Here is a 15,022-nt window from a genome sequence, read left to right as displayed (position 1 = left end):
GTTAGCTCTATCACACTGGGTTCTCAATCTAGGTAAAGGTATGGCGCTTGCGCAAGACCACCTCGAGATTTTTTGGTACGTCCGTCCCTGCAAAGCCGGGCCCGCACTGGACGGGCAGGCAGATTGCCCACGGGCCGTCGTGCGACACGCCGAGCGCGATCGCGCGACACGCCCATTCCGGTTCGCGAACAAGCAGTTCCGGGCTCCGGACAAACGCCGCCAAGAACGCTCGAATGGCAACCCGTAGTCTTGTTTCGTGCCGATCACACATACGCTCGCGCGGCTGGCCGGCAGCTGCGTGCTGGCCTCCGTGCTCGTCGCCGGGTTGTTGTTCCCGCTCGCCGGCGGCTTCGGGTTCGTCTCCAACCGTGCCGCCGACGCCGTCGACAACGTCTCCGCGGAGCTGGTCGAGGGAACGGTGCCCGCGGTCTCGACCATGGTCGACGCGGCGGGCAATCCGATCGCCTGGCTGTACGAGCAGCGCCGATTCGAGGTCCCCAGCGACCGGATCTCCAACGACATGAAACTGGCGATCGTGTCCATCGAGGACCGCCGCTTCGCCGAGCACGAGGGCGTCGACTGGCAGGGCACGCTGCGCGCATTCCTCACCAACACCACCAGCGGCGAGGTCCAGCAAGGCGCCTCGACACTGGATCAGCAGTATGTGAAGAATTTCCAGCTGCTGGTGGTCGCCAAGACCGACGCCGAGCGCCGGGCCGCCATCGAGACCACTCCGGCCCGCAAGATCCGGGAGATCCGGATGGCCCTGACGCTGGACCGCGAGCTGACCAAGGACGAGATCTTGACCAGGTACCTCAACCTGGTCCCGTTCGGTAACTCCTCCTACGGCATCCAGGACGCCGCGAAGACCTACTTCGGCATCGACGCGGCCGAGCTGAACGTGTCGCAGGCCGCGATGCTGGCGGGCATGGTGCAGAGCTCGTCCAAGCTCAATCCCTACACCAACCCGGACGGCGTGCTGGCCAGGCGCAACACGGTGCTGGACACGATGATCCAGAACATCCCCAGCCGCGCCGAGGAGTTCCGCGAGGCCAAGACCAAGCCGCTGGGCGTGCTGCCGGAGCCCAAGGGCCTGCCGCGCGGCTGCATCGCGGCCAACGACCGTGGCTTCTTCTGCGACTACGCGCTGCAGTATCTGGCCAATTCGGGCATCAGTCGCGAGCAGATCGAAAAGGGCGGCTACCTGATCAGGACGACCCTCGACCCGGCCGTGCAGGACTCGGTGAAGCGAGCGGTGACCGACGCGGCGAACCCCGATCTGGACAACATCGCCGAGGTCATGTCCGTGGTCGCGCCGGGGCAGGACTCGCATCCGGTGCTCGCGATGGCCAGCAGTCGCACCTACGGCCTCAACCGGGACGCGAGCGAGACCGTACAGCCGCAGCCGTACTCGATGGTCGGTGACGGCGCGGGCTCGATCTTCAAGGTGTTCACGACCGCCGCGGCCATGGAAAAAGGGCTCGGCATCGACGCCCAGCTGGAGGTGCCCGGCCGGTTCGAGGCCAAGGGCATGGGTAACGGTGGTGCGCGCGGATGCCCGCCCGCCACCTACTGCGTCGAGAACGCGGGCCGGTACAAGTCGCCCATGTCGGTGACCGAAGCGCTGGCCACCTCGCCGAACACCGCCTTCGTCAAGCTGATCCAGGCCGTCGGCGTCACCCCGACCGTGGACATGGCGGTCCGGCTCGGTATGCGCTCGTTCACCGAAGCGGGCAGCTCGGGCCACGGCAACCAGAGCCTGGCCGACATGATCAAGGACCAGAACCTCGGCTCGTTCACCCTGGGCCCGGTCGCGATCAACCCGCTCGAGCTGTCCAACGTCGCCGCGACGCTGGGTTCCGGCGGCCGATGGTGCCCGCCGAACCCGATCAAGGAGGTCATCGACCGCCAGGGCAAGCAGGTGCCGCTGACGCAGCAGGCTTGCGAACAGGTCGTCGAGCCCGGTCTGGCGAACACCCTCGCCAACGCCATGAGCAAGGACGACACCTCGGGTACGGCGGCGGCCGCGGCCCAGTCGGTGGGCTGGAACCTTCCGATGGCGGGCAAGACCGGTACCACCGAGAGTCACCGCTCCTCGGCCTTCCTCGGGTTCACCAACTCCCTCGCCGCCGCGGTGTACGTCTACGGTGACAGCCCGACTCCCGGTGAGATCTGCTCCTTCCCGCTGCGCAACTGCGGCGACGGCAACCTGTTCGGCGGTAACGAACCGGCGCGCACCTGGTTCAACGCGGTCAAACCGGTGATACCGCTGTTCCCGCCGCCCGCACTGCCGCCGCTGGACGACAAGTACGTGCGCGGCGCGAACAACGCCCAGGTGCCCGACGTCGTCGGCATGCCCCAGGGTGAGGCGACCGCCAAGCTGGTCGCGGCGGGCTTCCAGGTGTCGCCGGTGACCGGCGCGGGCGATCGTCCCAAGGGCACCGTGATGGGTACCGCGCCGAACGGGTCGGCGATTCCCGGCTCGGTGATCACGCTGTACATCAGCGACGGCACCGTCCGGGCCGCGCCGCCGCCGGGCCCGCCGCCACCGCCGCCGGGATTGCCGGGGCTGCCGCTACCGCCGCGGCTGCCACCGATCCCGATCCCGATCCCGATTCCGCGCTGAGCATGAGAAAGGGGCCGCGAACCACATGGTTCGCGGCCCCTTTCTCGCTGTTGTCCTACAGCCGCGCTTTCACTGCGGCCGAAACGCGTGAGCCGTCGGCCTTGCCCGCGGCGAGCCCGGTGGCGATCTTCATGACCTGGCCCATCTGGCGCATCCCGGGACGCTCACCGATCTCCTCGGCGACCTGCGCGATGGCGGTGTCGGCGAGATCGGCCACCTCGGCGTCGGTCAGCTGGGTGGGCAGATACTCTTCGATGATGCGCGACTCGGCATGCTCGTTCGCCGCCAGTTCGCCGCGCCCGGCCTGCGTGTAGACCTCGGCGGATTCGTTGCGCTTCTTCGCCTCCTTCTGCAGCACGGAGACGACCTCGGCGTCGGTGAGTTCACGCGCCTGAGCGCCGGCGACCTCAGCGGTCTGGATCGCCGACAGCAGCATCCGCAATGTGGAAAGGCGCAGCGTGTCCTTGGCTTTCATCGCGGCGGTCAAGTCCGCGCGCAGCTGCGATTTGAGTTCCGACATGCCGCTCACGGTAGCCGCTGCGGCGCGGCGGTCCCACTACATTTGCCGCGTCGCGCGAATTCCCGCCGCGAACGGGGCGCTTGTGCGTAAACACACTCGGCGCTCCCGCGTGAGGTCACCTATGCTGGGCAAATGCCCGTGATCTCGACCTCTGCTGTCCGCACGACCGCGCTGGGAGCCGCCGGGGCCGCGGTGGCCGGAATCGGCTACGCCTCGCTGGTCGAACGCAACGCCTTCGTCCTACGGGAGGCGACCATGCCCGTGCTGGCGCCGGGGTCGTCGTCGCTGCGGATGCTCCACCTCAGTGACCTGCACATGATGCCGGGGCAGAAGCTCAAGCAGCAGTGGCTGCGGGAGCTGGACCGGCTGGAACCCGACCTGGTGGTCAACACCGGCGACAACCTCTCGCACCAGAAGTCGGTGCCCGCGGTGGTCCAGGCCCTCGGCGGATTGCTCTCCCGCCCAGGCCTTTTCGTTTTCGGCAGCAACGATTACTTCGCGCCGGTGGCGAAGAACCCGCTGAAGTACTTCAAGAAGGATCACCGCCGCACCTACGGCGCGCCGCTGCCCTGGAAAGACCTGCGCGCGGCCTTCACCGAGCGCGGTTGGCTCGATCTCACGCACGTGCGCCGCGATCTGGAGGTGGCGGGCATCCGCATCGCCACCGCCGGTGTCGATGATCCGCACTTGCAACGCGACCGCTACGACACCGTCGCGGGCGCCCCGAACCCGCTGGCCGATCTGCGGATCGGCCTCACCCACTCCCCCGAGCCCCGAGTGCTGGATCGCTTCGCCGAGGACGGCTACGACCTGGTGCTGGCCGGGCACACCCACGGCGGCCAGCTGTGCCTGCCCGGCTACGGCGCACTGGTCACCAACTGCGGGATCGACCGGTCCCGGGTGAAGGGTCCGTCGAAGTGGGGTGCGCACACCCAGCTGCACGTCTCCGCGGGCGTCGGCACCTCCCCGTGGGCGCCGTACCGATTCTGCTGCCGCCCGGAGGCGACCTTGTTGACGCTGGTGGCCGCGCCTCCGAAGCGGCCGGTGGCCGACACGGGCCACGGTGTGTCGGCATCGGAGGCCGTGGCCCGCTAAGGTCCCCTGCCGAGACGTGTGGCAGGTAGGGGACAACTGTGAGTGGATTCGACGACCGGCGCGGCCCGACGGACCCGGGGCGGCCCGCCGGGCCACCCACGGCAGGGCAGCAACCCATCGACCGCCCGCATCTCGTGCCCGTACCCACCCCGGACGACGCCGATGCCACGTGGCGGCCGAACCTCGTGACGCCTCCGATCGCACCGGACCGATCCGACGTCCCGCCACCGTCGTCGCAGTGGCAGCCGGGCGGGTACGACGAACCCCCGCACCCCGCTGTCACGCCCTGGCAGCGTGGTGGGCAGGAACAATCCTCCGGCCATGATGCGGGGCAGCGTCCTATGGATCCGAACGAGCATGCCCCGACGTCCCGGTGGCAGCCGGAAGCCGGAGGCGCGCCGTCTCATCCTCGGCAGCCCGACCCCACCATGCAGTGGCCACCGAACGACGAGACCGCGCCCACCCTTCAGTGGCGACCCGGCGGGCAGAGTGACCCCGCCACGTCATGGGCAGGTGGTCCGGCGTCGAACACTTCCGGACAGGCCGATCCGACCATGCTCTCCCAGTACCTGGACGGCCCGCAGCCCGGACGCGACGACCCGACCGTGCTCCGCCCGTCTCTCCGACCGGCCGGGCAGTGGCCGCCGCAGTCCGAGCCGACTCCCGTCGCGCCCGGGCGCGACGATCCGACCATGCTCGGGCAGCCGCTCGGCGCGCTCGACCAGCCCGCTCCGTTCGGGGGGCAGGGGCCGAGTCCCGGCGACGCCGCGCCGACCCTGCTCGGCTATCCGAGCGCCGACCGGTTCGGCCGACCGGCGCAGACCTTGCAGTGGCAACCACCGGGAGGACCGGGGCAGTACGGCGCCGCGCCAGGTGGTCGGTATCAGCCCTACGGCCCCCATGACGGCTCCGGCGGACCGCCGCCACAGCCGAACCGTACGGGCGGGAGCGGCAAGGGGAAGATCGTTCTGTCGGCCGGTCTGGCCGTACTGCTGGTGGCGGGTCTCGTCGCCGGCGCGGTGGCCTTGACCACTATGAAGACAGACGATCCCGCACAGGCCGGCTCGCCCTCGATGGTGAACGCGCTCACCACTACGGCGAACTCGCCCGCCCGGACGACGACGACCAAACCAGCCCCGACGACGACCGCGCGGGGGCAAGGCGACAAAACCCCGCTCATACCCGGCTACCAGGTCGTACGAGCGCCCGACAGCGGCGCTGCCTACGACGTGCCCGCCGACTGGACGATCGCCCCGCAGAACACCATCGGCGGCTTCGGTGAACCGCCGAACGCCGTCGTGGGTAAGGGCTTGGCCAGCGAAGGCAAGGGCTACTGCCCCGGCTCCACGCGAACCGTCGCTTTCCTCACCGGCTCCGACACCTCCGACCCGGGTCGAGCGGCAACCGAGCTCGGCACGCGGACCGCCACGCTCGCCTACAAGGCCACGCCCGGCGGCACACCGGGCCTGCCCATGCCGTTGGCGTCGCTGGACGGATCCCAGCACGGCATGTTCGTGGAAACCAAAGGCACCGTCGCCGACGCCAAGCCGGGTTGCGCGAAGGCGTACTCCGTCTACACCGCCGCGTTCCCCAACGACAACGGCACCTTCGTCATGGTGATCGCCGCCGACACCGGCGTCCCGAACGCACTCGACGCCGAGACCGCCAAGCGCATCTTCACCAGCATCCGCCCCCTCGCAGGCTGACTGACCTGCCGGTTTAACGTCTCGCGTCCCCCTGTTGTAAGCTACTCCAGGTTCGCATCACGGGGTGTGGCGCAGCTTGGTAGCGCGCTTCGTTCGGGACGAAGAGGTCGCAGGTTCAAATCCTGTCACCCCGACTCGTGGTTGAGACGACGGGAAGGCCCCTGACCAGTACGCATGGTCAGGGGCCTCTCCGTTGCCAGGGACCCCCGGAGTGATGCCGATGCCGGTAGGGAGCGAAAAGGCAGCATCAGCCCGGAATCAGCTCACCAGGACGCCATCGGAGCCCTTCTGTGGACGGACGGTCCGGAGGCAGCGAACTCGCGGCACTCCGCGCGGCGTGGATCGACCGGTGCAGACCGGCCGCCGCTGTGGCCGCCGAACCGCTCCCGCTTCCCTTGAACGCCGGTTAGCCTCGGAGCACGATCGACCCAGAACCGAAGGGCAGCAACAGCTATGAACGGACCCAGCCGTCCATCCGCCGCAGTCGAGGGTCTGCTCACCGGCAAGACCGCCGTGATCACCGGCGCCAGCCGAGGTATCGGCCTGGCGATCGCGCTCAGGTTCGCGGCGGAGGGCGCGAACGTCGCGATGGTCGCCCGCACGCAGGAGCCGCACCCAAAACTGCCCGGCACCATCCACACCGCCGCGGCTCGGGTCGAGGCCGCCGGCGGCGACGTACTGCCGCTGGTGGCGGACGTCCGCGACGACAGGGCGATGACCGAGGTGGTCGACCAGGTCGTCGACCGGTTCGGCGGCATCGACATCCTGGTCAACAACGCCGGATCGGTCGATCTGACCAACGCCGAGCAGATCGGCATGCAGCGCTACGACCACATGCAAGCCGTGAACCTTCGCGCCCCGTTCCTGCTGTCGAAGCTGGCTCTCCCGCATCTGCGCGTCTCGGCCGGGGCCGGTCGGAACCCGCATATCGTCACGCTCTCCCCGCCGCTCAACATGAATCCCGAATGGGTCGGCAACGGCGTCGCCTACACCGTCTCCAAATACGGTGTCAGCATCGCCACCATTGGTTTGGCGCAGGAATTCCGGCCATACGGCATCGCCGTCAACTCGCTGTGGCCACGCACGAAGATCGACACCGCCGCGGTGCGCAACCTGCTCGGCGGCGAGGAAGCCGTCGCCGCGTCCCGCACCGCCCACATCTGCGCCGACGCCGCCCTGCTCATGGTGACCAGCCCCGCCGCGACACATACCGGTCAGCTTCTGCTCGATGAGGACGTCCTCACTGCCAACGGCATCACCGATCTGGACCGTTACCGCGTGGTTCCCGGTGACGGTGCGCTGGCCAACGACCTTTTCGTCGACGCGTAGGCAATACGGCGGCGATCGCGGCCGCCGGTTCTGCTCTCGAAGCCGATAAAGTACCGACGACACGAAGAGGATCAATGGTCGTCCGGAGGGGTCATCGGTCCGTGAGCGGGAATACCATCGCTGAAACAGGATTCCCCGCAATCGACGAAAGGTCGGCAGATGAGCAAGCCCGTCGATAGCCTGCCCGCGGACAAACCGCTGTCCGGGAAAACCGCGCTGGTTACGGCGGCCTACACCGGAATCGGCAGGTCGATCGCGAAAACGCTTGCCGCGCAAGGCGCTGTGGTAGTGATTCACCATCCACACTTCCCGGAGCCTGCCGCGGAGGTGGTCGGCGAGATCACCGAAGCCGGCGGCAAGGCGCTGGCCCTCGCGGCGGACGTCGCCGATCGCGGCGAGTACGAGGAGCTGGTGCAGGCGCTGCTCGATGAATGCGGCGGCTGGCACGTGCTGGTCAACACCGCGGCGGTGCCGGAGTCCGAGCCGTTCCCGAAGCTCACCTCGGAAGCATTCGACAGCGGCTTCGCGGCGACGGTGAAGGGCGTGTTCCACGGCTTGCAGCTGGCCTCGCAGCACCTGGCCGACGAAGGCCGGATCATCAACGTCTGTGATCCCGCTGACCCGGGCGGCGCGGTGCACGACGCGACGCGCGGCGCGGTCGAGCAACTCGGCCAGGCCGTGGCCCCGGACTTCGTGCCGCGGCGGATCACCGTCAACACGGTCAGCTACGGCGTCGGCACGACCGACAACGCGGAACTCGAGACCGCACTCGCCGCGCTGAGCCCGGCCGATCCGGCGGCGGTGGTCGCCTACCTGGCCGGAGACGGGGCGAGCACCGTGAACGCGCAAGTCATCCGGATCAACGAGACCGGCTCGCCGCGATAGACCCCCGCCTACGCGCCCGCCGCCGACAGCGGGCGCGTAGGCACACGATCACGCCGTGACCGTACCGCCGTAGGAAGTGAACCCGCGGCCCATCGCCGTACAGCCGAAGCTCCCGTGGAAGCCGACCTGGCAGGACACTCCCGCGTGCTCGATGATCGGACCCCACTGCCCCGAGCCGGTCTTCACGTCGTGGATGCTGGGATTGCCGCCCGGCAGCGTGTAGGGCGTGCCCGGGTCGAAGGTGGGATGCGCGGGCAGCCAGGGCTGGTCGATCACCATCTCGCTGACGCGCACCGGCACCGGAATGTAGGTGTTGCCGACGTAGTAGCTCAGGTGCAGGGGATAACCGAAATCACACCCGACGGAGCCGTTCCCGAAAATGGCGCAGTTCGTGCTGCCCGTAGCGAAGTAGACCGTGCCGGGGTCGGCTTGCGCGTTACCGGCCGCGATGACCGGCGCGACTGCCACGGCGGCGAGTGCTCCGGCGAACTTCGTGCTGCGCTTCATACCGTCTCCTTGGTGCTTCACTGATCGATGACCGGTTCGACAACTCTGTCGGTCCGGCACCGGATTCCGTTTCGCGGCGCCCCGCCCCGCCGGGCACAGCGCTGCGACCTGCGCGGTGAGCAGACCCTAACGCGGCGATAACCTCCGGACACGTCACCGAAATTCGAGGTCAATAGCGTATACAGCCATGTCGACACGGATAGCCACTCTGGCGGACGCGGCGGGCAGACCGCTGCGCGACGTGGTGTACGCGGCCCTGCGCAGCGAGCTCATGAACGGGGACATCAAGTTCGGTGAGCGGCTGACCGAGCCGAAACTCTCGGCCAGATTCGGCATCTCGCGCACGCCGATCCGCGAAGCGCTGACCGTCCTGTGCTCGGATGGACTACTACAGCGAGAAGAATACGGCTTCAGCCCCGTGCGGCCCAGCATTCCACTGATCCGCGACCTGTACGAGCTGCGAATCACGTTGGAGCTGGGCGGTCTTCAGCGCGTGATGACCAATCCCGCGGTCACGCACGATCGGGAGCTGCTGGAGTCCGAGCGCGCCGCGTGGCTCGAGCTGCGCGCCGACCCGCCCGAACAGGAGCCCGGTTTCGTGGTTCGCGACGAGGAATTCCACGTCACGCTGCTCACCGCGGCGGGCAACACCGAGATGGTGCGGGCGCTGAAAGCGGTGAACTCCCGCATTCGTCACGTGCGCATGTACGACTTCATGGTCAACAACCGGATCGAGACCACCATCGCCGAGCATCTGGGCATCCTGGAGGCCGTTCTGGCCGACGACCTCCCGCTCGCCTATCGGCTGCTGCACACGCACATCGGTGAATCGCTGGATGTGGTGCTCGAACGGGTCACCCGCGCGATCGCGGCCATGTCGCTGGCCACGGACTAGCAAGGAGCGGTTGTGGGGCTCAGCTTCGATACGGTGCTCGTCGCCAACCGCGGCGAGATCGCCTGCCGCGTCATGCGGACGGCCCAGGCGCTCGGCCTGAAGACGGTCGCCGTGTACTCCGATGCCGACGTCGGTGGCGCGCACGTCGAAATGGCCGACGTCGCGGTGCATCTGGGTCCGGGCCCGGCGGCGGAGTCCTATCTGCGGGCCGACCTGGTGGTCGAGGCGGCGCTGGCGACCGGAGCGGGCGCCATTCACCCCGGCTACGGTTTCCTCTCGGAGAACGCGGATTTCGCCACCGCGGTGTCCGGCGCGGGAATCGCGTTCGTCGGACCGACGCCCGAGCAACTGCGCGTTTTCGGTGACAAGCACACCGCCCGAGCGGCCGCACGCGCCGTCGGCGTGCCGCTGGTGCCGGGCAGCGACCTGCTCGATTCGGCCGATCACGCGGTGGCGCAGGCGCATCGGATCGGGTTCCCGGTGATGCTCAAGGCGGTCGGCGGCGGTGGCGGCATCGGTATGCGGGCGTGCTTCGGCGCGGACGAGGTGCGCGCGGCCTACGAGCGCGTGCGGCGCATCGCGGCGGCCAACTTCGGTTCGACCGGTGTCTTCCTGGAACGTTTCGTCGCACGGGCCAGACACGTCGAGGTGCAACTGTTCGGCGACGGGCACGGCCGCGTCATCAGCCTCGGCACCCGGGACTGCTCGCTGCAACGCCGCAACCAGAAGGTGATCGAGGAGGCGCCCGCGCCGGGACTGCCCGCGGAACTGTCCGAGCGCCTGCTCTCCGTGTCCCGGGAACTCGCCCGTTCGGTCGGGTACCGCTCGGCCGGAACGGTGGAGTTCGTCTACGACGCCGACGACGGCACCGCGTCGTTCCTGGAAATGAACACCCGCCTTCAGGTCGAGCACCCGGTCACCGAGGCGGTCACCGGCGTCGACCTGGTGGAATGGATGCTGCGCCTGGCCGGTGGCGACACTTCGATGGTGGACGAACAGCCCGACAGCGGGCCGCCGATCACCGGCCATGCCGTGGAGGCGCGCGTCTACGCGGAAGATCCCGGCCACGATTACCGCCCGAGCGCGGGTCTGGTCACGGCAGCGCGGTTCCCGGACGACGTCCGGGTCGACACGTGGATCGCCACCGGCTCGGATGTCGGTCCGTATTACGATCCGCTCCTGGCCAAGGTGATCAGCTCCGGCGCGAGCCGCGCGGACGCCTTCGCGGCGTTGCGCACCGCGCTCACCGCGACCCGTGTCTACGGCGTGCAGACGAATCTGCCGCAACTGCGCCGAGCCGCCCGCGACGGCCGGGTGCTGCGTATCGAGCACACCACCACCACACTCGCCGACATCCGCCCGGTCGGCCGCCGCATCGACGTGCTCCGCGGCGGGACCATGACCACGGTGCAGGACTACCCCGGCCGAATCGGACTGTGGCAGGTCGGCATTCCGCCGTCCGGTCCGATGGACGATCTCTCCTTCACCCTCGCCAACAGCGCGGTCGGCAATCCGATCGGTGTCCCAGCACTCGAATGCACTCTGCAGGGGCCGCGATTGCACTTTTCCGACACCACCGTCGTGTGCGTCACCGGTGCGCCGACGCCCGTCACGGTGGACGGCCATCCGGTGGCCATGTGGGAGCCCGTCACCGTGGCCGCGGGCGCGGTGCTGGATATCGGCGCACCCACCGACACCGGTCTGCGCACCTATCTGGCGGTGCGCGGCGGCATCGATGCGCCGCTCTATCACGGCAGTGCGGCCACCTTCACCCTCGGCGGCTTCGGCGGTGTGACCGGCAAAGCGGTGGCCACCGGCGACGTACTCGGCATCGCCCCGACCGACGCACTCGGCACTCCCGCCGCCGTGCCGCCGGGTGACCGGCCGCGATTCACCCACGACTGGCAGCTGGCGGTCGGTGTCGGTCCGCAGACCTCGCCCGCGTACTTCACCGACGCCGACATGACTCAGTTCTGCACGCACCCGTGGCGGGTCGGCAGCCATGCCAACCGCACCGGCATCCGGCTGGAAGGCCCGAAGCCGGCCTGGTCGCGCACCGACGGCGGCGAAGCCGGGCTGCACCCGTCCAATCTGCACGACAACCCCTACAGCGTGGGCGCGCTGAACGTCTCCGGCGACACGCCCATCCTGCTCGGACCCGACGGCCCCAGCCTCGGTGGCTTCGCCTGCCCGCTGACCGTGGTGTCCGCGCATCGCTGGCGGATGGGCCAGTTGCGTCCCGGCGACTCGGTGCGCTTCGTACCGGTCGACGACGAGAAGGCGGCGGCGTTGCGGGCGTCCGGCAGCAGCCGCGTGCCGGATCTGGTCACCGACTCCCGCGCGGCCCTGCGTGACCGAGGCATTCTCGGCGGCGTGGAAGCGCGACAGGACCGTCCGCAGGTGCGGTACCTGCGCGGCGGGGACGACAACATCCTGGTCGAATACGGCGAGATGGTGCTCGATCTCGGGCTGCGCATGCGGGTGCACGCGCTGGCCGAAGCCCTCGCGGGCGCCCGGCTGCCCGGCATACTCGACTTGACCCCCGGCGTCCGCTCCCTGCACATCCACTTCGACCCCGAGGTGCTGCCGCGGTATCGCTTGCTCGGTGCGTTGGCCGAACTCGAACTCGCGCTGCCCGCCACGACCGATCTGGTGGTGCCGAGCCGCACCATCCGGCTACCGCTGTCGTTCGACGACCCGTCCATCGCCGAAGCGATCGACCGCTACCGCAGCGGTGTGCGCGACACGGCGCCCTGGCTGCCGTCCAACATCGAATTCATCCGGCGCGTCAACGGGCTCGACAGCGTCGAGGACGTGCGTACCGCCGTGTTCGACGCCGAATATCTGGTGCTGGGACTGGGTGACGTGTATCTCGGTGCGCCGCTGGCGGTTCCACTCGATCCGCGACACCGCCTGGTCACCACGAAATACAACCCGGCGCGCACCTGGACCCCGTCCGACGCCGTCGGCATCGGCGGCAAGTACCTGTGCGTCTACGGCATGGCCTCCCCGGGCGGTTACCAGCTGATCGGCCGCACGGTGCCGATCTGGTCCAGCTACCGGCAGTCCGCGCCGTTCGAAGCGGGCACGCCCTGGCTGTTCCGATTCTTCGATCGCGTCGTATGGGAGCCGGTCGGCGCGGATCAGTTACTCGAATATCGCGCGGCGGCCGAGGCGGGCAGGTTCGACGCCGAGGTGAGCGAGGGCAATTTCGCGCTCGCCGACCATATGCGGCTGCTGCGGAACGAGGCCGACTCCATCGCCGAGTTCGAGACCAGGCAGGCCGCCGCGTTCGAGGCGGAGAAGGCCGCGTGGCGGGCAGCGGGAGAATTCGAACGCACCACCGTCGCACCCGTCGCCGCACCGATCGATGAGCCTTTGGCCGACCTGCCCGCCGACGCGACCGTGGTGACCGCGCCGATGATCGGCAATGTCTGGCGGGTGGAAGTGCGGCCGGGGCAAAAGGTCACGGCCGGTGCGCCGGTCGCGGTCCTGGAGGCGATGAAACTCGAACTACCAGTGCACAGTCCCCGCGCGGGCACCGTGCTGAAGGTTTTGACCGCCCCCGGGGCCAAGGTGGAGCCGGGGACGCCACTAGTAGTGATCGGAGTCGACTGAATGGCCGCAGGCGTCCTGGGCAGCACGTCAACCGACCCCGTCGCACGCGTCGCGGCCGCCTATCGGCGGATCGCCGAAGTCGATCGGCCGGAGGTGTGGATCACGCTGCGACCGCAAGCCGAGGTCGCCGCCGAAGCGGCCGCCCTCGCCCGGCGGCTCGCCGCCGGAGATTCCTTGCCGCTGGCCGGACTCCTGGTGGCGGTCAAGGACAACATCGATGTGGCAGGCCTGCCCACCACCGCGGCCTGCCCGGAGTTCGCCTACCTGCCGGAGGTCACCGCGGCGGCGATCGAACGGCTGACCGCGGCGGGCGCTCTGGTGCTGGGCAAGACGAACCTGGACCAGTTCGCCACCGGGCTGGTCGGCACGCGCAGCCCGTACGGCGCGGTTCGCAACGCCCTCGACCCGGAACTGGTGTCGGGCGGGTCGAGTTCCGGTTCCGCCGCGGCGGTGGCGCTCGGCGTCGCCGACATCGGAATCGGCACCGACACGGCGGGTTCCGGCCGCGTGCCGGCCGCATTGCACGGGATAGTCGGCATCAAGGCCACGCTGGGGGTGATCCCCGCGCACGGAACCGTGCCCGCCTGTGCGGATTTCGACGCCGTGACAGTCTTCGCGGCCGATCTCGACCTGGCAGTGGCCGCGGCCGCGGTGATGGTGGGACCGGAACCGCGCGACCCGCGCAGCCGGACCTGGCCCGCCGACGTCCTGCTGGCCGCCCCGCTCGCGCCGCGCATCGCCGTACCGCGTGCCGACGATCTGGTCACGCTCAGCGCGCCGTATCGGGATGCGTTCGCCCGCACCGTCGCCGCGGTAGCCGACACCGGCGCGAAAGCCGAGGAAATCGACATCTCCGTCCTGCTCGATGCGGCGCTGCTGCTCTACGACGGCGCGATCGTCGCCGAACGCTACGCCGCGGTCGGCGCGTTCCTGGATACCGGACCCGCGGAAGCCGATCCCACGGTTGCCGCCATCATCGGCGCGGCGCGGAACAAGACCGGCCCGTCATTCGCCGCCGACCTCGATACGCTGGCCCGCGCGAAGGCGGCGGCGGCCGAACTGCTGCACGGCTTCGACGCACTGCTGTTGCCGACGACCACCGAGCATCCGAGTATCGCCGCGGTGCGAGCCGATCCGATCGGGATCAACCGCCGGATGGGCACCTATACCAACTTCTGCAATCTGCTGGACATGGCCGCCGTCGCCGTGCCCGGCGCACCGACCGCCGACGCCGCGCCGTTCGGAGTCATGGTGGTCACCCCCGCCTTCGCCGATCAGGTCGCCGTCGACCTCGCCGCCCGCCTGGTGGGCCTCGAGAGCGCGCCGCTGCTGGTCGAGCGGGGCGTCGACCTGGCCGTCTTCGGGGCGCACTTGAGGGGGCAGCCACTGCACTGGCAGCTCGAGCGACTCGGGGCCCGCTTCCTCGGCGGCATCCGAACCACCGACGCCTACCGCCTGACCGCGTTGGACACCAGCCCGCCCAAGCCCGGACTGGTGCGGCACGGGCCGGGCCGGGGCGCTGCGATCGAGGGCGAACTCTTCCGCCTCTCCACCGCCGGATTGGGCGCCTTCCTCGCCGAGCTTCCCGCACCCATGGCGCTGACCAGCATCGAGCTCGCCGACGGCCGCGACGTGGTCGGTTTCACCTGCACCCACGATGCCGCCGGCGCCGCCACCGACATCACCCACTACGCGAGCTGGCGGAGGTACTTGCGGCAGAGCGCGTAGTTTCCGCGCCTCGCCGTGGCCCATGGGCGCGAGGAGTTTCCTCGCCACCATGGGCCATTTTTCGGTCCGCCTGATTAGACATTTGTACTAGACATTTGTGCCAGTTTCATGTT

The 15,022-nt window shown here is 69.2% G+C and carries 10 protein-coding genes and 1 tRNA gene; 9 read left to right on the top strand and 2 right to left on the bottom strand.

The features are described 5' to 3' along the window. Nucleotides 1-256 precede the first annotated feature (256 nt). On the top strand, nt 257-2,626 hold the full coding sequence (locus tag K8O92_10620) for a penicillin-binding protein (protein ID UAK34274.1): 2,370 nt from the start codon (nt 257-259) through the stop codon (nt 2,624-2,626). Nucleotides 2,627-2,681: 55 nt separating this feature from the next. Here the strand turns inward: K8O92_10620 and K8O92_10615 are convergent, their stop codons facing one another. Beyond that, the gene (locus tag K8O92_10615; protein UAK34273.1) at nt 2,682-3,146 is read right to left on the bottom strand and encodes a GatB/YqeY domain-containing protein; all 465 of its coding nucleotides are present in this window, start codon (nt 3,144-3,146) and stop codon (nt 2,682-2,684) included. Between the two features lie 132 nt (nt 3,147-3,278). On the opposite strand from K8O92_10615, the gene K8O92_10610 reads away from it, so the two are divergent. The 5 genes from K8O92_10610 (at nt 3,279) to K8O92_10590 (ending at nt 8,161) form a co-directional block, all read left to right on the top strand. After that, nucleotides 3,279-4,241: a metallophosphoesterase gene (locus K8O92_10610; GenBank protein ID UAK34272.1), complete on the top strand. Its 963-nt coding sequence runs from the start codon at nt 3,279-3,281 to the stop codon at nt 4,239-4,241. Nucleotides 4,242-4,279: 38 nt separating this feature from the next. Continuing rightward, a complete protein-coding gene (locus K8O92_10605; protein ID UAK34271.1) occupies nt 4,280-5,947 on the top strand; it encodes a hypothetical protein in 1,668 nt (555 codons plus the stop codon). Between the two features lie 60 nt (nt 5,948-6,007). After that, nucleotides 6,008-6,081: transfer RNA gene (locus tag K8O92_10600), tRNA-Pro, on the top strand. Between the two features lie 319 nt (nt 6,082-6,400). After that, entirely contained in the window at nt 6,401-7,276 is an 876-nt protein-coding gene (locus K8O92_10595; GenBank protein ID UAK34270.1) for an NAD(P)-dependent oxidoreductase, read from the top strand. A gap of 159 nt (nt 7,277-7,435) precedes the next feature. Beyond that, a complete protein-coding gene (locus tag K8O92_10590; GenBank protein UAK34269.1) occupies nt 7,436-8,161 on the top strand; it encodes an SDR family NAD(P)-dependent oxidoreductase in 726 nt (241 codons plus the stop codon). A gap of 48 nt (nt 8,162-8,209) precedes the next feature. Here K8O92_10590 and K8O92_10585 read toward each other — a convergent pair whose 3' ends face one another. Then, nucleotides 8,210-8,668 (bottom strand): hypothetical protein, encoded by a 459-nt coding sequence (locus K8O92_10585; protein ID UAK34268.1) that lies wholly within the window; start codon nt 8,666-8,668, stop codon nt 8,210-8,212. A gap of 187 nt (nt 8,669-8,855) precedes the next feature. Between K8O92_10585 and K8O92_10580 the strand changes: the two genes are divergently transcribed. Genes K8O92_10580 through atzF form a run of 3 tightly spaced genes read left to right on the top strand, consistent with a single transcriptional unit; the run spans nt 8,856 to nt 14,909 of the window. Beyond that, nucleotides 8,856-9,563 (top strand): GntR family transcriptional regulator, encoded by a 708-nt coding sequence (locus K8O92_10580; protein ID UAK34267.1) that lies wholly within the window; start codon nt 8,856-8,858, stop codon nt 9,561-9,563. Nucleotides 9,564-9,575: 12 nt separating this feature from the next. Next, entirely contained in the window at nt 9,576-13,181 is a 3,606-nt protein-coding gene (gene uca / locus K8O92_10575; GenBank protein UAK34266.1) for an urea carboxylase, read from the top strand. Then, on the top strand, nt 13,182-14,909 hold the full coding sequence (atzF, locus tag K8O92_10570) for an allophanate hydrolase (GenBank protein UAK34265.1): 1,728 nt from the start codon (nt 13,182-13,184) through the stop codon (nt 14,907-14,909). Nucleotides 14,910-15,022 lie beyond the last annotated feature (113 nt).

The organism is Nocardia asteroides (assembly GCA_019930625.1).
Lineage (GTDB): Bacteria > Actinomycetota > Actinomycetes > Mycobacteriales > Mycobacteriaceae > Nocardia > Nocardia sputi.
Note: the sequence above shows the minus strand (reverse complement) of the source record. Positions and strands in the feature narration are given on the sequence as shown.